Here is a 21,643-nt window from a genome sequence, read left to right as displayed (position 1 = left end):
CTTTTTCCTGAAAACCGGAAAAATATGCAGGAATAGCAAGTAGAAACGGCTACGCCGTCCTTTAAAGGACAGCGTAGCCGTTTCAGCGAGAAATAGAAGGATAATTTATCATGTGGAACATATAAATTTTTATATTTTAAAGAAAGACCACATCCTTCCGCAATGGAAAGACATGGTCTCTTGAATAACTTAGATTAGAATCTTAACCGCCCACACGGGCAAGCTCACGCATATTCGCTTCAAAAGCAGCCATCAGCGCAGCCTCACCGGTCAGCCCGCTGCTCTCCACCTTGCGGATCTGCTCAAGCATCCGTTTGTAATCCTTCGGAATGACCCGGGCAAACTTCGGCAGCGCCTGATCCCATGAATCGAGAATCGCTTTGCCTGCATTACTGTCTGTAAGCTCGGTATGACGTGTGATCAGGCCATGCAGCTCAGCGATTTCATCCGTTTCCTCCACACGCTCCAGCAGCACCATCTCCAGGTTACAGCGTCTGATGAACGTGCCGTCAGGATCATAGACATAGGCGATACCGCCTGACATCCCAGCTGCGAAGTTGCGGCCCGTTGCACCCAGCACCACCACACGGCCGCCGGTCATGTATTCACAGCCGTGGTCGCCCACACCTTCAACAACTACATTCGCCCCGGAGTTGCGGACGGCGAACCGTTCACCGGCGATGCCGCTGACGTAGGCCTCGCCGCCGGTCGCTCCGTACAGCGCCGTATTCCCGATGATGATATTATCTTCCGCCGCAAAGGTTGCCTTGCGGGAAGGTCTGATAATCAGCTTGCCTCCGGACAGCCCTTTGCCGACATAGTCATTGGAGTCGCCTTCGACCGTAATGGTGATGCCCTTCGGTACGAATGCGCCCAGACTCTGTCCGGCCGATCCGGTGAAATGCAGCCGGATAGTGTCATCCGGCAGCCCTGCCGCGCCATACTTGCGTGTCAGCTCACTGCCCAGAATCGTCCCCACTGCACGGTTGACGTTCGTGATCGGCAGGGAGGCTTCCACTGCAGTGCCGGATTCCAGCGCAGGTGCAGCAATATCCAGCAGATGAGTTACATCCAGCGTTTCGTCCAGGCCGTGGTTCTGGAATTTGCTGCGGAAGCGGGTGCTTCCTTCCGGCATAGCCGGAGTATGCAGGAGACTGCTCAGATCGACGCCCTTCTTCTTCCAGTGCGCGGAAGCCTTCACCGCATCGAGGCAATCGGTGCGGCCGACCATCTCTTCAATGGTGCGGAAGCCCAGCTCTGCCATAATCTCGCGCAGATCCTGTGCTACAAAGGTCATGAAGTTCACTACATGCTGCGGATCGCCCATGAAGTTCTTGCGAAGCTCCGGGTTCTGTGTAGCTACGCCCACCGGGCAGGTATCCATCTGGCATACGCGCATCATGATGCAGCCTACAGCAACCAGCGGCGCAGTGGCGAAGCCGTATTCTTCGGCACCGAGCAGAACAGCTACCGCGAGGTCGCGTCCGCTCAGCATCTTGCCGTCTGTCTCCAGCACGACACGGTCACGCAGATTATTCAGCATCAGCGTCTGGTGAGTCTCCGCCAGCCCCAGCTCCCAAGGGAGTCCGGCATGACGGATAGAGTTCATCGGCGAAGCGCCGGTACCGCCGTCATAACCGCTGATCAGGATAATATCAGCGCGGCCCTTGGCCACACCGGCGGCGATGGTGCCTACGCCGACTTCAGAGACCAGCTTCACGTTAATACTGGCACGCGGATTGGCATTCTTCAGATCATAGATCAGCTCCGCCAGATCCTCGATCGAGTAAATATCATGATGCGGCGGCGGCGAGATCAGCCCTACGCCCGCTGTGGAACCGCGGACCTCTGCCACCCAAGGATATACCTTGCGGCCCGGAAGCTGTCCGCCTTCGCCCGGCTTAGCTCCTTGTGCCATCTTGATCTGAATCTCGTCGGCATTCACCAGGTAGTTAGAGGTTACGCCGAACCGTCCCGATGCCACCTGCTTGATCGCACTGCGGCGGGAATCGCCGTTGGCATCCGGAATGAAGCGCGCCGGATCTTCCCCGCCTTCACCGGTGTTGCTCTTGCCGCCGATACGGTTCATCGCAATCGCAAGTGTCTCATGCGCTTCCTTACTGATCGAACCGAAGGACATCGCGCCGGTCTTGAAGCGTCTCATGATCGACTCAGCCGATTCTACCTCATCCAGGGATATAGGGGCATTCGTACTTCTGAACTGGAGCATCGAACGCAGCGTCTGGTGCTTCTCGCTCTCGCCCTGAACGAGTGCCGCATACTTCTTGTACATCTCATAATCTCCGCTGCGCACCGAATGCTGCAGCAGATGAATGGTCTGCGGATTGAACAGATGCTCTTCCCCGTCACTGCGCCACTGGTATTCACCGCCGGAATCGAGCACCTTGTCGTTGCCGTCTTTGTCGGTGAAGGCGCGGTTATGGCTGGCAAGCGCTTCTTGAGCCACTTCCGCAAGGCCAATCCCGCCGATCCGGGAAGGTGTCCAGGTGAAGTAGCGGTCCACGAACTCCGAATTCAGCCCAACCGCTTCAAAAATCTGTGCGCCGCGGTAGGATTGAATGGTGGAGATCCCCATTTTGGACAGGATTTTGACAACACTCTTCGTAGCTGCCTTGATATAGTTCTTCACAGCCTTCTCATGTGAGATTCCGCGGAGCAGGCCTTGGCCGATCATATCATCCAGACTCTCGAAGGCCAGATAAGGATTGACCGCACTGACGCCATATCCAAGCAGAAGCGCATAATGATGAACTTCACGCGGTTCACCGGACTCCAGCAGAATGCTGACCTTGGTCCGTGTTCCCGAGCGGATCAGATGGTGATGCAGACTGGAGACAGCCAGCAGTGCCGGAATAGCGGCATTCTCGCGGTCTACACCCCGGTCGGACAGAATAAGAATATTATGACCTTTGCCCATTACGCGGTCTGCGGCCTCATTCATACGCTCAAGCGCGATGCGCAGTCCTTCTGCCCCCAGCTCAGCCGGGAAAAGAATCGGGATCGACATCGACTTGAAGCCTGCACGGCGAACATGGCGCAGCTTGGCGAAATCCTCGTTCGAGAGAATCGGGGAAGCCAGCGAGATCTGCCGGCAGCTCTCCGGTTCAGCCTTCAGCAGGTTGCGTTCCGGTCCGATGGTGGTCGCCGTGGAGGTTACCAGCTCTTCACGGATGGCATCAATCGGCGGATTGGTTACCTGGGCGAACATTTGCTTGAAGTAATTGTAGAGCCGCTGCGGACGGTCTGACAGCACTGCCAGCGGGGAATCGTAACCCATGGAGCCGACTGCTTCAGCGCCAGTCGAAGCCATAGGCTCCAGCACCTTGCGCAGATCCTCAAAGGTGTAGCCGAAGGACTGCTGCAGCTGCTGCACGTTATCATGCTTCGGATTCGGAAGCTCCGGCGCATCCGGAAGCTCATCGAGGCCGATCAGATGCTCATCCAGCCACTCTTGATAAGGCTGCTCGGAGGCAATCTCCGCCTTGACCTCTTCGTCAGAGATGATCCGGCCCTGCTTCGTATCCACGAGCAGCATACGGCCTGGTCTCAGCCGGTCTTTGTATAGTACATCCTCAGCCGGAATATCAAGGACACCCGCTTCGGAGGAGAGAATAATCAGATCATCCTTCGTTACATAGTAGCGCGCAGGACGCAATCCGTTACGGTCAAGGATAGCCCCGATCTGCACACCGTCCGTGAAGCCCATTGCGGCAGGCCCGTCCCATGGCTCCATCAGAGTGCTGTGGTATTCGTAGAAGGCTTTCTTCTTCGCGTCCATGCTGTCATGATTGCTCCAAGGCTCAGGAACCATCATCATCGCCACATGCGGCAGGGAGCGTCCGCTCAGGTACAGGAATTCAAAGGTATTATCGAACATTGCGGTATCGGAGCCGTCGTGATTCACAACCGGTTTGATTTTGCCGAGATCCTCTCCGAACACCTCGCTCTTGAACAGCGACTGGCGGGCATGCATCCAGTTGACGTTGCCGCGAAGGGTATTAATTTCACCGTTGTGGATCATGAAGCGGTAAGGGTGGGCACGTTCCCAGCTAGGGAAGGTGTTGGTGCTGAAGCGGGAGTGGACAAGCGCAATTGCAGATTCCAGGGTCTCATCCTGAAGGTCCAGATAGAATTGTCCTACCTGAACAGTGGTGAGCATACCTTTGTATACGATCTTCTTGCAGGATAAGCTTGGCACATAGAAGGATTCGCCTTCTTCTCCCCCGCCGTAGCGGATGGACAGCTCCGCGCGTTTGCGGATGACATACAGCTTGCGTTCAAAAGAAAGGTCGTCCTTGATTCCTTCAGAGCGGCCGATGAATACCTGGCGTACATAAGGCTTGGCAGCCTTAGCCGTCTTGCCGAGCATCTCATCAAAGGTAGGCACATCACGGTAGCCGAGGATCTGCTGGCCCTCTTCAGCGATAATCTCGCTCAGGAGTGCCTCATGGCGGGCCCGGATCTCCTCGTTATGAGACAGAAAGATCATGCCCACGCCATAATGGCCCTGTGCAGGAAGCTCGAAGCCCAGCTTGGCGGCTTCGCCGGCGAAGAACCGGTGAGGAATCTGCAGCATGATGCCGGCTCCGTCACCAGAGTTCGGCTCGCTTCCCTGGCCCCCCCGATGCTCCATATTGAAGAGCATAGTCAGCGCATTGCTAACAATATCATGGGACGGTTTGCCTTTAATATGGGCGACAAATCCCATGCCGCAAGCGTCTTTTTCGAACTGGGGATCATAAAGGCCCTGTTTGCCGGGCAGTTCAGTGTGTCTCATCATACGCAACCTTTCTATTATAAAGTAGACGGAATTCCAGGAAAATTTTTCAGCGGAAAATCTTAATAATTATTCAGGCAGAATTGGTGTTATTATTTTATCATCGCGCTGACATCAGTGCAATTTAAACTTTTTTATGAGCTTGATTAACAAATGCTTTTGCAGCGCAGCTTTAGCGAATAGAAGCGTAAAAAAACTTTCGAATGTATATTTATGCATAAATGACGAATAAGTACTTATGCATTGAAAACGTTTCAACTTTTTTCCTGCCATGGAGATGGCACTTTTCTAAGCTGTTTATTTTTCACTATAAACCAAAAACGCCCCCTAAGGGGGCGTTTCCAGTTCACACGGTTTACAGGAAATAATGTTCTTTTATACAGTCAAAACTTGTTCACTTTTCAGCACAGCCTCATTGCCCCGGTCACGGGTCATGAAGTAGGTGAAGGTAAGCGCGAGGAATATAATTCCATATACGCCAAGCATTCCTGCATCACTCCACATGGAGCCGAAGTCCCCTGTCGAGATCACTGCCTTGAAGCCTTGGACACTGTAAGTCATTGGCAGCAGCGGACTTACAATCTTCATCCAGTCCGGAATCAATTCCAGAGGGAAGGTTCCGGCACTTGTAGTCAGCTGGAAGATCAGAATCAGGATGACTACGAAACGGCCCGGCTGGTCCAGCCAGGTTACAATGGCCTGGATCATCCACATGAAGGCAAGGCTGGTAATGAAGGAGAAAGCGTAGAACAAGGGCACATTCTGTACTTCAAGTCCCAGACCGTACAAGACAATCAGGATAGCGAGCAGAGCCTGGAGCACACTCATCAAGGAGAACGTAAGCGTACGGCTCATGAACCGGTTGAACCGGCTGGCTCCAATCACTTCGGATTCCCTCATCGGAATAACAATGGTGCAGATCAGTGCGCCTACGAACAATCCTAGTGACAGGAAGTAAGGAGCGAACCCTGTACCGTAGTTAGGCACCTCGTTGACCTTCACTTCTTCGATCTGTACCGGCTGGGCGAACATAGATACCATTCCATCGGTCTTATTCACCGATTTCGTCTGTGCTGCGGCATCGCCCAGTTTGCTTGCCAGCTCACCGGAGCCTGTCTTCAGCTCATCCAGGCCGTCCTTAAGCTGGCCTGCTCCGTCACTCAGCTTCTTCGACCCGTCGGCTACCGAGCTGAGGCCGCTGCCAAGCTGGCCTGCCCCGTTCAGCAGCTTCGCTGTACCGGCTTCCAGCGCTTTGCCGCCGTCTGCCAGCTTCGTGCCGCCTGCTGCCGCTTCGCCCAGCTTGGCGCCGAACTGCTTCATGCCTGCTGCCAGCTTGCCGCCGCCGGTCTCAAGCGCACCGGCACCGGCTACCAGCTGCTGTTGGCCTTCAAGCAGCTGTGCGCTGCCAGTGCTTAGCTGCTGCGCTCCGTCATGCAGCTGCGTTACCCCTGCATCCAGCTGCTGCGTTCCGCTGTGCAGCTGATTCGCTCCCTGCAGTAGCTGCTGCTGGCCGCTGTTCAGGGCTGCCGCTCCGTCCAGGAGCTGCTGCTGGCCCTGGTCCAGCTGGGCTGTACCCGCAGCTACTGCGGTGCTTGCCGCCAGCAGCTTCTGTACATCCGGGCTAGCCGCAAGCTGAGGATTCGACTTCGCCAGCGCCTGCAGGCCATCGGCTACCGCCTTGGCTCCGGCTGCTGCCTTCGCACTGCCGTCCTTCGATGCCGTAAGTCCGGCTTCGAGCTTCGCGCTGCCCTCGGCGGCGGAGGATAATCCGGCGGCAAGCTTCGCACTGCCGTCAACAGCCGACTTCGTACCCGCCTGCAGCTTCTCGGTACCGACTACAGCCGACTGTGTTCCATCCTTGAGCGCAGATGCTCCGGCCGTTGTCTTCTGCAGCCCAGCATGAAGCTGCTTGCTGCCTGCCGCCGACTGCGCCACCCCGTCCTGGAGCTGCTTATGCGCTGCGGACAACTGCTGAAGCCCTCCGGCCAGCGTGCTGCTGCCTGTTTTCAGTGCGGCTGCTCCGTTATTCAGATCACTCACACCCTGGGTAAGCGGCGCTACTCCGTCAAGCAGCTTGCCGGTGCCTTCTGTCAGCACAAGCAGATTGTCCTTCAGCTTAAGTGCACCGTCATCCAGCTTGGTGGCACCGTCTGCAATCTTGGCTGCGCCGTCTCCGGCTTCGCCAAGACCGCTGGCGATTTCAGTAATTTTATCAAATACAGAATTAGTGTAAGCCTCTGTGACTTTGGCAGATACTTTGGTCTTGATATCCTTCACCGCCGTGCCGCCAATCTGACCCGCCAGGAAGTTGTAGCCTTCATTCGGCTCGTAGATAATTTTGGCCGGCTGGGGATCCGCATCAAGCAGTGTAGTTGCTTTGGCCGAGAAGTCTTCCGGAACCACAATTGCCATATAATAAGTATTATCGGCAAGTCCGGCTTCCGCAATCTCCCGGCTGACGAAATTCCACTTGAACCCGTCCGTCTTCTTCAGCTCGGCGACCAGGTCTGATCCTGCGCTCAGCTTGGAGCCCTCATAATCGGCACCCTTGTCTTCATTGACAACAGCCACCGGAAGCTCGTTCATTTTGCCGTAAGGATCCCAGAATGCCTTCAGGAACAATCCGCTGTACAGTACAGGAATAAACAGAATGGCAAACATGGAAATACGCATCTTGGGATTCTTAAAAACCGCGCCAAGATCCTTCATAAACACGGATAAAGATTTCATTCTGGTTCTCTCCTTATGATCATATGCTCTCTTTAAAATGCTTTTCGAAATGATAGTTTCGTGAATGTTACAGTAACACCAGATGACCGTTTTACCCATTTAGTCATTCGAGGGCAAAAAAAATTATTCCGGGATAGCGCAGTGCGGTGCACACGCCGTCCCTATACTGAACTTATAATCTACTGTGCCAGCCCCTCTACCAAAAAAAGCTGAAAATAGCTCTTGATCTGTTCTTTGGTCAAAGGCACGTGTACCTTACTCAGTTCAGCCGTAAGCACAATATATAACCTGAACATTACCACCGATACAATCTGGGGGTCGCAGGGTTTGATCTCCCCTTGACGAATGGCCTGCTCCACCTCCCGTTCCAGATATTCAAGCACTACACTCTCGATCTTGTCGAGTCCTTCACCGGCCTGCGGCGTTCCGAAGTCATGACTTTCCTGGGACAGCTTGATGAATAGCTCGTGTTCGCTGCGAAATTCCAGCAGGGCATCCAGTACGCGGTGCAGATTATCAAAAAACGGCTTGTCACGCTTAATCTCCCGCTCGGCGATAATTTTCATCTCGGTAATAACATCACGCAGGATCTCATCAAATAACTGTTCCTTGTTTGTAAAAAAGGTGTAAATCGTCCCTTTGCCGACATTGGCAATCTTAGCGACCTGATCCATGGTTGTTGCCTTATAGCCGAATAATGAAAAAGATTTGGTCGCCGCCTGCAGCACCTGCTGCCTTCGATCTACCACAGCCATTCATACACTTCCTTTCCCTCAGGAATGTCTTACATCCTCGTTATGACCGTTTTACTGATACGGTCATTCGGTCAAGACCAACTTTATCATGTTGCCTATGTCTTTGCAATACTTTTGTATAATTTTTTTTATTTTATTGCAGTGTTTTAACTTTCTATTTACGTCTTATTTGTATAATGTGAGAAAAGAAGCAAAATCCCTAGTATAATATTAGGAGTAAGAGAACAAGCACGCAGGATAAGCACATGGACTAATGAAGAGAATTCGTAAATCTACCTATATGGAAAGTTGCAGGTGAACTTATGCGAAAGAAAAGAGTACTGCTGTTTTCGGAAGGCTTCGGCACGGGCCATACAGGGGCAGCCTATGCTCTGGCTGAAGGAATAAGACTGCTGAACCCGGATGTTCAGTGCCGGGTCATTGAGCTCGGGAAATTCCTAAATCCTACGGTCGCTCCTTGGATTCTTTCCGCTTACCGCAAAACCGTCAGCAGCCAGCCCAAGCTGGTCGGCATGATGTATAAGACCCAATATCATAAATCACTGAACCGGTTGACCCAGCTGGCACTTCACCGGATTTTTTATACACATGCCTCACAGGTCATTGAACAGCTGAAGCCGGATCTGATTATCTGTACGCATCCGATTCCCGCTGCTGTCATCTCCAGGCTGAAGCGCCAGGGGCTGGATGTACCGTTCTATACGCTGATTACTGATTATGATGCCCACGGAAGCTGGGTGAATGCGGAGTCGGACCGCTATCTGGTATCGACTTCCCGGGTCAAGTCGATCCTTACCGGACGCGGCGTAGCTTCCGAGCTTGTGACGGTTACCGGGATTCCGGTGCATCCGAAGTTCTGGGAGTGCCAGGGCAAGACCCAGCTGCGCAAAGAGCTGGGTCTTGCCGACATCCCGACTGCGCTTATTATGGGCGGCGGCTGGGGGCTGATGTTCGGCAAGGATATCATGGACTCGCTCACGGCCCGGATTGATGAGATTCAGCTTATCTTCTGTATGGGCAGCAATGACAAGGCGGTAGCCAAGATGGAAGCCAACCCCCTGCTGAACCATCCCAATGTAAGAATACTGGGGTACAGCAGTGAGATTAACAAGCTGATGGATGCCTCCGATCTGCTGATTACCAAGCCCGGCGGAATGACCTGCACCGAAGGTCAGGCTAAGGGCATCCCGATGTTGTTCTACAACGCAATACCGGGACAGGAAGAGAAGAACAGCCAATATTTCGTTGAGCTGGGGCTGGCTGAGATGCTGGATTCGGCCGTCGTGGACAAATGGTTCACGATGCTCCTGCGTGAATATGCCGGACAGGGGGCACCGCACAGACGCCGGACCTCCCCGGACCGCCAGCAGCCGCAGCACTGCGCAGCGACCGTACTTCAGCTGCTGGGCAAGCCCGCCGCTGCTGCAGCCGTCTCAGAGGCCTGGAATGTCCCTCCGCAAAAGGTGCGGAATGAAGAAGCTGTCTATGTCACTCCTTAAGCGGATTATAGGAACCAAGCCGCAAAGAACCTCCAATCCACCGGTAAGCGTGGAGTTGGAGGTTCTTTTTTTGCGCGGAAATGCTGAATGGCCGTAATAGAATAGACTTATAGCGTCCTAATGTATTGTGTCCTTGTTTATTTATAGAATGTATGATTGCCGATCGTCTTGGCGAGTGTCCGTGAATGATGCACAGTAAGGTCCTGGGCCAGCGTCAGCGACAGGAAGAAGTACGTATCGTCCGTCACTTCCTTAACTCCCAGCAGCGCTGCATTAACAGCCTTAATACTGTCCTTATTAGGCTTCACACGTTTAAGACGCCCGTTGGCCACAGGACTGAATTGTCTTTTTTGATAGATTACTTCTCTGATTGTGTCGGGAAAATTGGCTGACCGCAGCCGGTTTAGAACAACGTTGGCAACTGCCACCTTGCCCTTGTACGGTTCGCCTTCTGCCTCTGCCATAACGATTTTTTGCAGCAGATGCAGGTCTTCTTCGGATACGGCGTAGCTCCAGGTAGCTTCAGCTTGCTGCTCCTTGGTTAGTAGCTTGGTCCGAGAGAAGAACAATGTTGCGGGGGGATGATACTGAGTTACAGCTTTGCTTGGAATGACACTCGTTGTCCCCGTTGCCGCTATCTTCGGCACTTGCGCCGCTGGCGGCGATGCTTTCACCACAGTTACCTTAGGCTTCGGCGGAATGGCAGTCTTCTGTGCAGCGTCTTTACGCTGAAGCTTCTCGGGACTTAACCATCCTGCATGAACCGTGCGGGTCCAGGTATGGGCCGGTTTGGCGGCTGTGGTGTAAAGCATGGGTGTAATCGTGCTGGCTGAAGGGCTTGTCCTATGCAGGACTGATGCAGCTTGCGGGACAAGCCGCTCCACAGACTGGTGGCTTGCAGACTTCAATTTACCCATTTCTATCATATTCTCCCCGGTAGCAGCAGATCCTGCGGGGTTCATCAAACTTATCGCTGAGAAAGACACTAGGATTACACCAACCAGCAGCGCAATATAGCGGCTCTGTTTAAAAATCAACATAATTTACCTCCTATTTTACGGCACACTCCTATTGTATGTAACCGAAAATGGAAGCCTTGAAAACTCACTTGTCGATTTATGTTGAGAAAAATGTAAATTTTTCGGTCATTTCATACATAGGAATGGCATACATCCTGGTAGCATACACCACAAAAGCATCAACCGTCCAGCCTATGTCTGGAAGTGCTTGTCCCGCAGGACGCCCTTGCATCCGTAAATTTTCCAGCCGCTCCAGCGTAAAAGAGCCTTCTCCGCGGTATTTGCGGGCGAGTGTCAAATGGGGATTGTACGTTCGCATCTCTGCCGTATATCCTAATGGAAGGGTCGCGGAAACCACCCGTTTCTGCAGCTCCTTCAGCGGCTCCAATTCGCCGGAAACCCCTGTCCAGAGTACTCTTGGCGAATCCGGGAGACCGAAAGTGCCCCACTCCCCGAGCTTCAGCTGAAAGCCTTTACTTGACTTCGCAACCTCCCGGAGTGCCTGATAAAGAGCTGGAATATGTTCCCTGGGGGTATCTCCAAGAAATTGCAGCGTAATATGGAAATCTTTAAAATGTGTCCATCTGGCAAAATGAAGCCCGGACGACACATGGGCAGACTCATTTTTCAGATAATCGCATAGCGCATCAGGCAGCGGTATTGCCACAAACAGGCGCTCAACTTCTTGCTCCGGTTCTATAGGTCTCATGCTAATTTCACCTTTCCAGGCAGATTTGTTATGCTTATTCTATACTTATCGTCCATTTCTCTACTGAAATGTAGAACAGGAGGGCACCAACATGACTAAATCCATCGTTTGTCTGCAGCACCTCTCGTCAGGCCAGCAGGAGATGATCCGCGCTGCTGCACCAGATTACACCCTTACCCTTGGAGACTCCAGGAACCCTGATCTTGAGCTGCTCTCCGGCGCAGAGATTATTATCGGCTGGGGCAAAGGCATCCGCGATACCGTACTGCGGCAGGATTCGCCGCTCCGCTGGGTACAAGCCTGGTCTGCCGGTGTAGAGAAGCTTCCGCTGGAAGCGCTGAAGGAACGCGAAATCCTGCTGACGAATGCCAGCGGTGTACATGCTGAACCGATTACGGCGGTCATCCTCAGCTTCATGCTGATGTTCACGCGCAATATGCATACCGCTATCCGCAACCAGCAGAACCGACGCTGGCACTCGGACGGGCAAGAGAGTGAGTTGACCGGCAAGACCGCAGTCATTGCCGGAACCGGCGCCATCGGCAGCGAGACCGCCAGAATTGCCAAGGCCTTCCGGATGAAGACCATCGGTGTCAGCCGCTCTGGGCGGCCGGTGGAGAACTTCGATCAAGTCTTCACCACCGGGGAGCTGAAGCATTCCGTCCGCGAGGCTGACTTCGTGATCAACACGCTTCCGCTGACGGACGAGACCCGTGGACTGTTCGATGCAGAGATCTTCTCCGCCTGCAAGCAGGGGGCATATTATATTAATATTGGCCGGGGAGTGACTACCCATACGGACGATCTGATCGCTGCGCTGAACAGCGGACAGCTCGCCGGTGCGGGCCTCGACGTATTCGAGACCGAGCCGCTGCCTGAGGATCACCCGCTCTGGGGGATGGAGCAGGTCATCATGACCCCTCACTGTGCCGGGGTAACCGACCGCTATGCTGACCGGGTCGTGGACATCTTTGTGGAGAACATGAAAGCGTATCTGGAATCCGGCAAGCCTTCGCGCAATCTGGTGGATTACAGCCGCCAGTATTAGGCTGGTGCTCTGGGGGGCCAAGGTGTCCCGGCGGATCGCTCGCCTGGTCAGCGGATGGATGAACCTGACTCGAACGCCCCGCTCCGGCGAAATGTTGTACTTATTACAACTCCGGCTCGCAGATAACGCACACCTGATACAATTGTTGCAACAAATGCAATAATTTGTCACGATAACCTGCTGGATGTGGGCAAAATGCTGCCTTTTCTGCAACAAACTTCGATTTAGGGTTGATTTAATGAGCGAATGTTGCAATTTGTGCAGGATTCACCTATACAAATACCAACAGCCTCTGCTGAACTAAGCAGAGGCTGTTTATTATATACATACACACTATATAGACTGAGCTTGAAATTTAAATTTAGGGAGAAGTGGCGGAGGGGAATTTTGGAACTGTAGGAGCGGTAGCGACCGCCTTTGTTCCCGGATTTCAACCGCTGCTAGCGGTACCAATCAGGAAATCCGGGAACAACAGCGGCCGGAAGTCCAAATATTCTCTGTAGTCACGGCGTATCCCTAAGTACTCTATTTCACCTTCAGCTTATATCCCCCTACACCTGAAATCGCGTAACAGACTCCCGTAGCTCAGTAAGCAGCACCTTCAGCTGCCCGATGCCGTTAGCCACTTCCGTAGTGGCAGTGAACTGCTGATGCGCCGATGCCGAGGTCTCCTCCACACCTGCAGCAGATTGCTGGGAAAGGGCCGAGATATGCTGGCTGAACTCATTCATGGTTTCGCTGGCTCCAGTCATTTGCTGCAGGTCCTGGCTCATCTCATCAATGGTTACCGCCATCCCAAGGACCGAGCCGTTGATTTCAGCCAGGGCTTCGCCTGTCTCAACAATTTGCCGGCTGCCCTCCTCCGTCTTGGCTACGCCTCCGCGAAGCTGCTCCACCATGGTTCTGGAGTCGAGCTGGATTCCCTGCGTAATCTCCGTGATCTCCGATACGGTCCGCTGCACATCCTCCGAGAGCTTACGCACCTCCTGGGCCACTACCGCGAAGCCGCGTCCGCTGTCACCGGCCCTGGCGGCTTCAATCGCAGCATTAATGGCCAGCAGATGCGTCTGCTCCGAGATGCTCCGGATGGCACCTACCAGCTGGAAGATGCCTTCATTCTTGCGGTTCAGCTCCTCCACGGTTCCCATGGACAGTGAGACGGTCTCGGCAATCTGGTTCATCTGCGATACGGAGCTTTCCATGAGCGCCCGGCCCTTCTCACCCTTAAGCCGCACCTGTTCCGAATGAAGGGAGAGATCCGTGCCTCTGCCGGCAAAATTCTCGATCAGCTTATTTAAGTCCTCTACTGCCTTGGAGGCTTCCACCGCTGCTTCAGCCTGGCTTCCCGAGGCTGTAGCCAGCTCTTCCATCGTCAAGGCAATCTGACTGCTGCCTTCCCTGGTTTCGGCAATCGTATGCATCAGCTCATCACCCTGCTCGGATATGACGTTGGACACATTACGAATCCGGCTGACCATCTCCAGCAGGGTGCGGTTGGTTTCATTCACGGTCTTGGCCAGCAGGCCAATCTCATCCTTATTGCTGATCACGGTCTCCTCCGCCGTCAGATCCCCGTTTGCGATCTGCTGGAGCTGGGCGGTTACCTTCTTCAGCGGACGGATGATCGTTCTGCGGATCACCATGTTAATGATTCCGATGACTAACAAGACAATCAGCACAGTTACAATATTCAATGTCAGCGAAGTATGGAAAATTTGCTCGGAAACTTCCCCCTCTTTCGCTGCTTCGTCCTGAGTGTGCTTAACGAGCGCATCGAGATCAACCTGCATGGAATTAAACGCCGCGATCCCCTTGCGCGATACCTCCAGGGCCAATGCCTCGTCATTCGAGCTGCTGAGCAGGATCGCCTGATTATTGACGGTCAGGAACTCCGCCCATTTCCCGACGAGCGACTGTAATTGCCCCAGTTCCTTATTCCCGTGCAAGGTGAGCTTGTATTCCTTCATCGTATCTGACACTTTGCTGATGAATTTGGCCCGCTCTTCCGCAAGTACGCTTTTCTCCGCAATATCCGAGTTCAGGATATGCTGCATACTGAGCGCCATCACATGCTCTGTGAGATAATTAACATTGTGGATTTTATCCAGTGCAGGAATGCTCTGATTAAGAATACTACCTGTGTTCTTCTGCATACCGTACATTTGATAGAGCGAGACCCCGCCGGTCACCAGAACCAGCACAGCCAGAGCCGCGTACCCGGAGGCAATCTTGAAGCCAATACTTTTACCGCGCCCGGTCAGGCTGACCCGCTGCTTCTTATCCGCTTCATTCCTCCCTTTACTAAACCAATCCTTCAGTCGCTGACCCTTACCCATACCTGTATGCCCCCTTGATAATTGCCGAGAATATTACACCATTTTCCATCTGTTACCCTTTCTTTTTCATAAAAAGACAAAAAAAAATAGTATATACGTACTATTTCGGCAACAGGGGATTAAAAATTTATACATCTCACTATGTAAGGTTGTACCTGCCGGCCCAAATGGCCGACAAGTAAATAGAACCACAGGTTCTCTAACCCAATATTTAGTCCAGATCGTAAATCGAACCGACCTTCAGCCCGTATAGCTCGTTGTATATTTTCTCGGCAAAGGCATCGGTCATTCCGGCAATATAGTCGATCACCATATGCTCCCAGGTCCAGATCGGCTTCGCCGACTTCTGGTCCTTCTCAAACCGCTGGAGCCAGTCGGTAGGAATAATATTCCGCGACGTCTCGGGATCAAGAAAGGCCTCCCACAGCCGCCGGAGAATCCATTCGCTCCGTTTCTGCAGACGCTGCACGCGCAAATCACGGATCATGGTCACCCAGGCGAAGCTTTTGAGCACACTGACGGTCCGCAGCATGTCCTCGTCTTCCTTGCCTTCCTTAATGAACGTGACCTTCTTCCAATCCCCGTCCTCAATGACGCCGAGACTGGCGACAAAGGTACTAACCCAATAGGCCTTAACTTCACGGCGGGTGCGGGAATAGTCATTCTCACAGGTCGGCATCTTCTCCATCCATACGCGAAGGAAGGAGCTAAGCACATCCTCTACCTTGAAGCGGATTGCCGCCTCGTTCCAGCCTGACCAGAAGGCATCCTCCAGCGTGGTGATTTTCTCCACAATCAGCCGCTGGATATAGTCGTCATGCATGAAATGCTCATGCACCTCAATCTTCCCGGCCTTAATGCCGTCTTCCAGGTCATGTGCCGAATAGGCAATATCATCACACAGGTCCATCAGCTGGGCTTCAAGTGTCTTCTTGCCCGCCGGAACCCCCCACTGGCTGCGGATCTCGTTGATATAGTTCCATTCATGCAGATACATGCCCTTCTTCAGGACCGTACCGGGAAAAGGATATTTGTTAATCCCCAGCAGCACCGCATCAGAGAGGTTCAGACCGTCGATATTCTCCCGTTTCTCCAGGAACATGATCAGGCGGAAGTTATGGGCATTGCCTTCAAAATGCTCGTATTTGCGCTTCAGGCTCTCATAGATAGTCTGCTTCTGGACCGGACCGGCGCCGGTTTTGGCTGCAGCCTCCGCAGTTTTCTTGACAATGAGGCTCTCCAGCAGGCTGTCCAGCACTTCCTCTCCCTTATGCCCAAATGGAGGATGGCCGAAATCATGCGCGATAGCCGCGCATTCCACTACTTCCGGATCAATGACCAGCCCCGGGTTCCCGGCCGCCCCTGTCTCTACCTCCGGGTAAGAGCGCAGCAGGCTCTTGGCCGCTTCGCGGGCGATCTGCGCCACCTCCAGCGAGTGAGTCAGGCGTGTCCGGTAATAATCCCCGGTCCCGGCTCCGAACACCTGGGATTTGCCTTGCAGCCGGCGGAAGGTCGGCGAATGGATCAGACGCGAATAGTCGCGTTCATATGCGGCTCTGGAGGTTTCCAGCTTGGTAATTTCCGGATATTGTCTATGTTCTCTTTGCTCAATCAGTGTCATCTCCGCCGCTCCTGTTCCTTGATCTGTATTTAGTAACTTATTATAAGTCATTTCCGCCGGAACTTTCACTCTAAAATGCAATTCACTGTGCAGGCGCTTGTAAATGCATAGTAACCGGGGACGATAGAGCATTCTAAGACTTAAACTGCAGGAGCAGCTTATAACGACACAAGTGTGGAGTGAACCCGAGACTATGACAACAGCTTCCAGACTAACCGCAGCAGTTCTTGCAGCCCTCACCTTGATGCACACCTCCTCAGCGCTTGCCCAGGGCAGTCTGGACAAGCCCAAGAACCGCTACTACTATGAGGAGCGGGGCGACATGATCTGGGAAGTGCGCACCAGCCAGAAGGTCATTGCGCTGACCTTCGACGACGGCCCGGACCCGCTGGAGACGGACGGCATTCTGGAGGTGCTGCATGAGTATCATGCGAAATGCACGTTTTTTGCCATTGGCAAGCGGATCGCCGCTTATCCGGATGTCGCCAGACGCGTTATTAATGAAGGACATGAGCTGGCGAACCATACCTATAACCATGTGTATTTCAAAAAACCCATCTCCGGGGAGCAGATTCAGCAGGAGCTGGAGCTTACGGAGAAGGAGATTGTGAAGGTATCCGGCAGACACAGCAGCCTGTTCAGGCCGCCGGGCGGAATGTATGACGAGACCCTGATTGATGTGTCCAACAGCATGGGCCTGAAGCCGGTGCTCTGGTCCTGGCATCAGGATACACGCGACTGGAACCGCCCCGGTGTATGGAGTATCTCCAGCCGGGTGATCCGCAATGCGAGGAGCGGTGATATTGTCCTGTTCCACGATCATGTCCACGGAAGATCGCAGACCAAGGAAGCGCTGAAGATCATTCTGCCTGAGCTGGAGAAGCAAGGCTTCCGGTTCGTCACCGTCTCGGAGCTGATTGGGTTATCCGATGTGCAGCAGGCGAAGACAGACCGGCAGATCACCTATTGAAGTCCAGGGCGTCTTTCATTGCACAGGCTTACGAAATAAGGTAGTCTTGAGCATGATAAGGCTGCCTGCGGCTATACCGCAGGGCATCCCCCAGGAGGGTTAACAGATGTCCGAGAATACTTCCTATACAACCGAGGAGATTGCCCGCCTGCTCAAGATCTCCAAGCTCAAGGTCTATGACCTGATCAAAAAAGGAGAGCTGCCCTCTTACCGGGTGGGCAAGCAGATGCGGGTGGACCTCTCAGATCTGGAGAGGTACAAGCAGAACTCGCGCAGCAGCGGGACTTACAGTCATCCGCTTCCCGAGAGCGGATTCCCTGAGGCATACCAGCCGCAGACCCAGCAGCCACAGCAGACTGCCCCATTCACGGCTCCGTATCAGGCCTTTGCTTCTCCGCCGCCGCACAGCCTTAAGCACAGCGGACTGAATGTAGTCATCACCGGACAGGATATGTCGCTGGATATTCTGGCGACCCATCTGGAGCGGACCCTGCCGTCCACCCGCCCTCTCCGTTCCTATGCCGGCAGTCTGGACAGCCTCATTGCCATGTATCAGGGGGAATCCGATATTGTAAGCACTCATCTGCTGGACGGCGACAGCGGCGAATATAATCTGCCCTATATCCGCAAGCTGCTTGTGGGCTTCTCCTATATTGTTGTGCATCTGCTGACACGCAGCGCAGGCTTCTATGTGCAGAAGGGCAATCCGAAGGGCATCCGCAGCTGGAGTGACCTCCGGCAGCACGGGCTGACGCTGATCAACCGGGAGCGCGGCTCCGGCGCCCGGGTGCTGCTGGATGAACAGCTCCGCCTGCATGATATTCCGTCATCCCGCTTAAACGGATACAGTAATGAAGAGAACAGCCATCTGGCCGTAGCGGGCCTCGTGGCGCGGGGCGGCGCGGATGTGGGTATCGGCACAGAGAAAGCCGCCCGGATCGTGGACGGCATCGACTTCATCCCGCTGATCCGCGAGCGCTATGACCTGGTGATGATCAAGAAGCCGGAGAATGAACCGTGGATCAGCACGGTCATTGATATTCTGCGTTCGGAAGCCTTCCGCAGTGAGCTGAGCTCGATTCACAGCTACGACCTGTCCGAGACCGGGAATATCATTTACGAGACTTGAAGCCATAGACAAACAGTCAAAGGGACATTCAGCAGCAGAATTGCCGCCGGATGTCCCTTTGCCTGTGCCTACAGCTATTTGCAGGGCTGCCCCTCTGGTCTAACGGACCGCAGCCGCCTGCTTCCCTGCCGGTTAGCCTGGCGGCCTTCCGGCCCTACTGCTGCTCCATCCGGTCTACGATCCCGGTGAATAGAATGCCTATCGCTGTAGCGCCGGCATCCGGGTGGCTGAGGCTCCGCTCGCCCACATAGCTTGCCCTGCCTTTGGAGGCAACGATGTCTTTGGTCTGTTCGGCACCCTGTACCGCTGCTTCTGCCCCCTTGCGCATGCTGACCAACAGGGCCTCGCCATTCTCCGCACTCTTCCGCTGGGCTGCAGCCGCAGGAATCAGCGCATCAAGCAGCGTCTTGTCGCCAAGCTTGGCCCCGCCCCGCTTCTGGATGCCCTCTACCGCGTTCTCCAGCAGCTCCGCCAGCTCAAGTCCGCTTAATTCGGTCTTGCCCTTGGCATATTTCGCCGCACTGCGGAAGGCCGAGCCCCAGATCGGACCCGAAGCTCCTCCGCAGTGTTCGATAATGACCATTGCACAGCCCTTGAGGAATTCGCCGATGTCTTCCTGCGGCAGCTCGGCCCATTCCAGCTTGAGCTGCCGGAAGCCTTTGGCCAGCGACATGCCGAAGTCCCCGTCTCCGGCGAAGGAGTCCAGTTCGCAGAACTCGACTTCCTTATCTATGATAAGCTTCGCCATCTCCTCTACCATCCCTACGATATCCGCTGTATGCAGCTTCTCCATTCCATCCGCCTCCTAACATCTGTATGCTGCTGTCTCCGCACCGTAATCCAGCGCCTGCTTCAGCTCTTCATCCAGCTTCAGCAGGGTGAGCGATGCTCCCGCCATATCAATGGCACTCATATAATTGCCGACAAAGGTCCGGTACACCTTGATCTTAGCTTCCGCAAGCAGCAGGCTGACGGACCGGTTCAAGATATACAGCTCCTGCAGGGGCGTTGCCCCGAAGCCGTTAATCATCAGCGCAACCTCTTCCTCCGGGTTAACCGGCATATCGGCGAGGAGCGCCTGTAATGCCTTCGCGGCCAGCTCGTCGGCCGGAACCAGCTTCTCCCGGGCAATGCCAGGCTCGCCATGAATCCCAACCCCGAACTCTATCTCATCGTCGCCAAGCAGGAATGTCGGCGAGCCTTTGGCCGGTACGGTACAGGAGGTTAGCGCGAAGCCGATCGAGCGGACATTCCGTACCGTTTTCTCCGCGATGGCCTTCACCTCCGGCAATGTATCTCCCCGCTCGGCAGCGGCTCCGGCAATTTTATGCACAAATACTGTTCCGGCTACCCCTCTTCTGCCTGCTGTAGATTGATCATCGGCCACCGATACATCATCATTAACGTATACCTTCTCCACGAGGAGATCATCATCCTCAACCGCCATCTCCGCCGCCGCATCGAAGTTCATGCAGTCCCCGGAATAGTTCTTGATAATCAGCAGGGTGCCTTGGGAGGAGGCTGTCTTCGTGATGGCCTGATAGACCTGCACCGTCGAAGGCGAAGCAAACACATCACCGCATACCGCCGCGTCAAGCATCCCCTTGCCCACATACCCGCCATGCGCCGGTTCATGGCCGCTGCCGCCGCCGCTGATCAGGGTGACCTTATCCGGGTTCAGCTCCTTGCGGGTAATAATCTTGTACTTCCTGTTCCACTCCAGCAGCTCCAGGTGGGCCAGCACCATGCCTTCGATCATTTGCACTACAACATCTTCAGGAGCATTGATGATCTTCTTCACCTAAATATCGCCTCCGCTTCCGCCCAGCCGGTCCGCTGCCAGAATGGCGGCATACACATCATACGGTGTGACCGGGAACGGCATATTATGAATGGACTCCCCTTCGGCACAGGCTCTTTCGGCTACCGGCATCAGCCGGGCTTCACTAATATCCGTAACGCCGAGATCCTTCAGGCAGGTAGGCAACCCGAGCGACTTGCAGAAGCCAAGCACGGTATCCAGCTCCGCCTGCGGCGCATTCTCCAGCACCATGTGCACCAGTGTGCCGAACGCCACCTTTTCACCGTGATAATAATGATGAGTCTCCTCCAGAAGAGTCAGCCCGTTATGCACCGCATGTGCCGCCGCAAGCCCGCCGCTCTCGAAGCCAAGCCCGCTGAGCAGGATATTCGTCTCGATAATATTCTCCAGTGCCTGGGTGACCACCTTGCTGTCATTGGCCGCCTTGGCCTTCAGTCCATCCTCCAGCAGGGTCTCGTAGCAGAGCCGGGCCAGCTCCATTGCCGCCTTGGTGCTTACTGCCCCGGAATTGTTATAGGTAAACCCGCGGACACAGGATCTCGCTTCAAAAAAAGTAGACAGCGCATCCCCCATCCCGGCTACCAGAAACCGCGTCGGCGCCTTGGCGATAATTCCGGTATCCACCAGCACGACATTCGGATTCTGCCGGGCGTACAGGTAGGACTCGAACTCGCCGTGCTCGGAATAGATTACGGAGGAACCGCTGCACGGCGCATCGGTCGCTGCAATTGTCGGCACGACAATAATTGCAATTCTCGCCCGGTTGGCGATGGCTTTGGCTGTATCCAGCGCTTTGCCGCCGCCGAGGCCGACGATAACGTCACAGCCATGCTCCGCCGCGAACTGCTCCAGCCGGTCAATCTCCTTCAGTGTGCACTCCCCGCCGAAGCCGCCGGTTACAAATTCAAATCCGCCGGTGGCCACTGCCTTGTCCAGGTACTCCTGCACTCTGGCCTGGTCATCCTTATGCGCGACCAGCAGCGCCTTCCGTCCATAGATCGTTACATAGTCCCCAATGTTATACAGTTCATCCTTGCCCTGAACATATTTAGAGGGAGAGGTCAGAATAGTTCTCATGTCACAGCACTCCTTAAGCAGGATTTGTAAACGCTTCCTATTCAGTATAAGCGATTTGCTGTTATTCTACATTGCACGATCCCGTATAGAACTTTTCCGTTATTTTGGACTATATATTACCATCTATATA

The 21,643-nt window shown here is 54.2% G+C and carries 12 protein-coding genes and 1 pseudogene; 4 read left to right on the top strand and 9 right to left on the bottom strand.

Annotated elements, in window-relative coordinates; genetic code table 11:
• Nucleotides 1-202: 202 nt before the first annotated feature.
• The 3 genes from gltB to KDC22_RS05140 form a co-directional block, all read right to left on the bottom strand.
• A complete protein-coding gene (gene gltB / locus KDC22_RS05150) occupies nt 203-4,798 on the bottom strand; it encodes a glutamate synthase large subunit (protein WP_211723892.1) in 4,596 nt (1,531 codons plus the stop codon).
• 375 nt (nt 4,799-5,173) lie between these two features.
• Nucleotides 5,174-7,528, bottom strand: coding sequence for a YhgE/Pip domain-containing protein (locus tag KDC22_RS05145; RefSeq protein WP_211722275.1), 2,355 nt, complete (start codon nt 7,526-7,528; stop codon nt 5,174-5,176).
• Between the two features lie 179 nt (nt 7,529-7,707).
• The gene (locus KDC22_RS05140; protein WP_173136571.1) at nt 7,708-8,283 is read right to left on the bottom strand and encodes a TetR/AcrR family transcriptional regulator; all 576 of its coding nucleotides are present in this window, start codon (nt 8,281-8,283) and stop codon (nt 7,708-7,710) included.
• A 302-nt stretch (nt 8,284-8,585) separates the two neighbouring features.
• On the opposite strand from KDC22_RS05140, the gene KDC22_RS05135 reads away from it, so the two are divergent.
• Nucleotides 8,586-9,782 carry an MGDG synthase family glycosyltransferase gene (locus KDC22_RS05135; protein ID WP_173136573.1) on the top strand — a complete coding sequence of 399 codons (1,197 nt, stop codon included), beginning with the start codon at nt 8,586-8,588 and terminating at the stop codon, nt 9,780-9,782.
• Between the two features lie 137 nt (nt 9,783-9,919).
• On the opposite strand, the gene KDC22_RS05130 is transcribed toward KDC22_RS05135, so the two are convergent.
• Together KDC22_RS05130 and thpR are read right to left on the bottom strand one after the other, a co-directional pair.
• Nucleotides 9,920-10,822 (bottom strand): cell wall hydrolase, encoded by a 903-nt coding sequence (locus tag KDC22_RS05130; protein WP_211722274.1) that lies wholly within the window; start codon nt 10,820-10,822, stop codon nt 9,920-9,922.
• A gap of 76 nt (nt 10,823-10,898) precedes the next feature.
• Nucleotides 10,899-11,510: an RNA 2',3'-cyclic phosphodiesterase gene (gene thpR / locus KDC22_RS05125; protein ID WP_173136577.1), complete on the bottom strand. Its 612-nt coding sequence runs from the start codon at nt 11,508-11,510 to the stop codon at nt 10,899-10,901.
• Nucleotides 11,511-11,601: 91 nt separating this feature from the next.
• On the opposite strand from thpR, the gene KDC22_RS05120 reads away from it, so the two are divergent.
• Nucleotides 11,602-12,558 (top strand): D-2-hydroxyacid dehydrogenase, encoded by a 957-nt coding sequence (locus KDC22_RS05120; protein WP_211722273.1) that lies wholly within the window; start codon nt 11,602-11,604, stop codon nt 12,556-12,558.
• 551 nt (nt 12,559-13,109) lie between these two features.
• Here the strand turns inward: KDC22_RS05120 and KDC22_RS05115 are convergent.
• A complete protein-coding gene (locus KDC22_RS05115; protein ID WP_211722272.1) occupies nt 13,110-14,894 on the bottom strand; it encodes a methyl-accepting chemotaxis protein in 1,785 nt (594 codons plus the stop codon).
• Nucleotides 14,895-15,105: 211 nt separating this feature from the next.
• Nucleotides 15,106-16,515 carry a deoxyguanosinetriphosphate triphosphohydrolase family protein gene (locus KDC22_RS05110; protein ID WP_211722271.1) on the bottom strand — a complete coding sequence of 470 codons (1,410 nt, stop codon included), beginning with the start codon at nt 16,513-16,515 and terminating at the stop codon, nt 15,106-15,108.
• Nucleotides 16,516-16,708: 193 nt separating this feature from the next.
• Here KDC22_RS05110 and KDC22_RS05105 point away from each other — a divergent pair, with 193 nt between their 5' ends.
• Both KDC22_RS05105 and KDC22_RS05100 read left to right on the top strand, forming a co-directional pair.
• Entirely contained in the window at nt 16,709-17,485 is a 777-nt protein-coding gene (locus tag KDC22_RS05105) for a polysaccharide deacetylase family protein (RefSeq protein ID WP_211722270.1), read from the top strand.
• Nucleotides 17,486-17,591: 106 nt separating this feature from the next.
• Nucleotides 17,592-18,614, top strand: a complete 1,023-nt coding sequence (locus KDC22_RS05100) for a helix-turn-helix transcriptional regulator (RefSeq protein ID WP_211722269.1) — start codon at nt 17,592-17,594, stop codon at nt 18,612-18,614.
• Between the two features lie 154 nt (nt 18,615-18,768).
• Here the strand turns inward: KDC22_RS05100 and dhaK are convergent.
• Together dhaK and KDC22_RS05090 are read right to left on the bottom strand one after the other, a co-directional pair.
• Nucleotides 18,769-20,415: pseudogene (gene dhaK, locus KDC22_RS05095) on the bottom strand (dihydroxyacetone kinase subunit DhaK).
• Nucleotides 20,416-21,513, bottom strand: a complete 1,098-nt coding sequence (locus KDC22_RS05090) for a glycerol dehydrogenase (RefSeq protein WP_211722268.1) — start codon at nt 21,511-21,513, stop codon at nt 20,416-20,418.
• Between the last annotated feature and the right edge of the window lie 130 nt (nt 21,514-21,643).

The sequence above is a fragment of the Paenibacillus tritici genome, assembly GCF_018207515.1.
Lineage (GTDB): Bacteria > Bacillota > Bacilli > Paenibacillales > Paenibacillaceae > Paenibacillus_AQ > Paenibacillus_AQ tritici.
The sequence above is the reverse complement of the archived record's forward strand: the minus strand, read 5'-3'. Positions and strand labels throughout refer to the sequence as shown.

Excerpts from the sequence above, each read along its gene's own strand:
- gltB (WP_211723892.1), bottom strand. The coding sequence starts at position 4,798 with ATGAGACACACTGAACTGCCCGGCAAACAGGGCCTTTATGATCCCCAG.
- KDC22_RS05145 (WP_211722275.1), bottom strand. The coding sequence starts at position 7,528 with ATGAAATCTTTATCCGTGTTTATGAAGGATCTTGGCGCGGTTTTTAAG.
- KDC22_RS05140 (WP_173136571.1), bottom strand. The coding sequence starts at position 8,283 with ATGGCTGTGGTAGATCGAAGGCAGCAGGTGCTGCAGGCGGCGACCAAA.
- KDC22_RS05135 (WP_173136573.1), top strand. The coding sequence starts at position 8,586 with ATGCGAAAGAAAAGAGTACTGCTGTTTTCGGAAGGCTTCGGCACGGGC.
- KDC22_RS05130 (WP_211722274.1), bottom strand. The coding sequence starts at position 10,822 with ATGTTGATTTTTAAACAGAGCCGCTATATTGCGCTGCTGGTTGGTGTA.
- thpR (WP_173136577.1), bottom strand. The coding sequence starts at position 11,510 with ATGAGACCTATAGAACCGGAGCAAGAAGTTGAGCGCCTGTTTGTGGCA.
- KDC22_RS05120 (WP_211722273.1), top strand. The coding sequence starts at position 11,602 with ATGACTAAATCCATCGTTTGTCTGCAGCACCTCTCGTCAGGCCAGCAG.
- KDC22_RS05115 (WP_211722272.1), bottom strand. The coding sequence starts at position 14,894 with ATGGGTAAGGGTCAGCGACTGAAGGATTGGTTTAGTAAAGGGAGGAAT.
- KDC22_RS05110 (WP_211722271.1), bottom strand. The coding sequence starts at position 16,515 with ATGACACTGATTGAGCAAAGAGAACATAGACAATATCCGGAAATTACC.
- KDC22_RS05105 (WP_211722270.1), top strand. The coding sequence starts at position 16,709 with ATGACAACAGCTTCCAGACTAACCGCAGCAGTTCTTGCAGCCCTCACC.
- KDC22_RS05100 (WP_211722269.1), top strand. The coding sequence starts at position 17,592 with ATGTCCGAGAATACTTCCTATACAACCGAGGAGATTGCCCGCCTGCTC.
- KDC22_RS05090 (WP_211722268.1), bottom strand. The coding sequence starts at position 21,513 with ATGAGAACTATTCTGACCTCTCCCTCTAAATATGTTCAGGGCAAGGAT.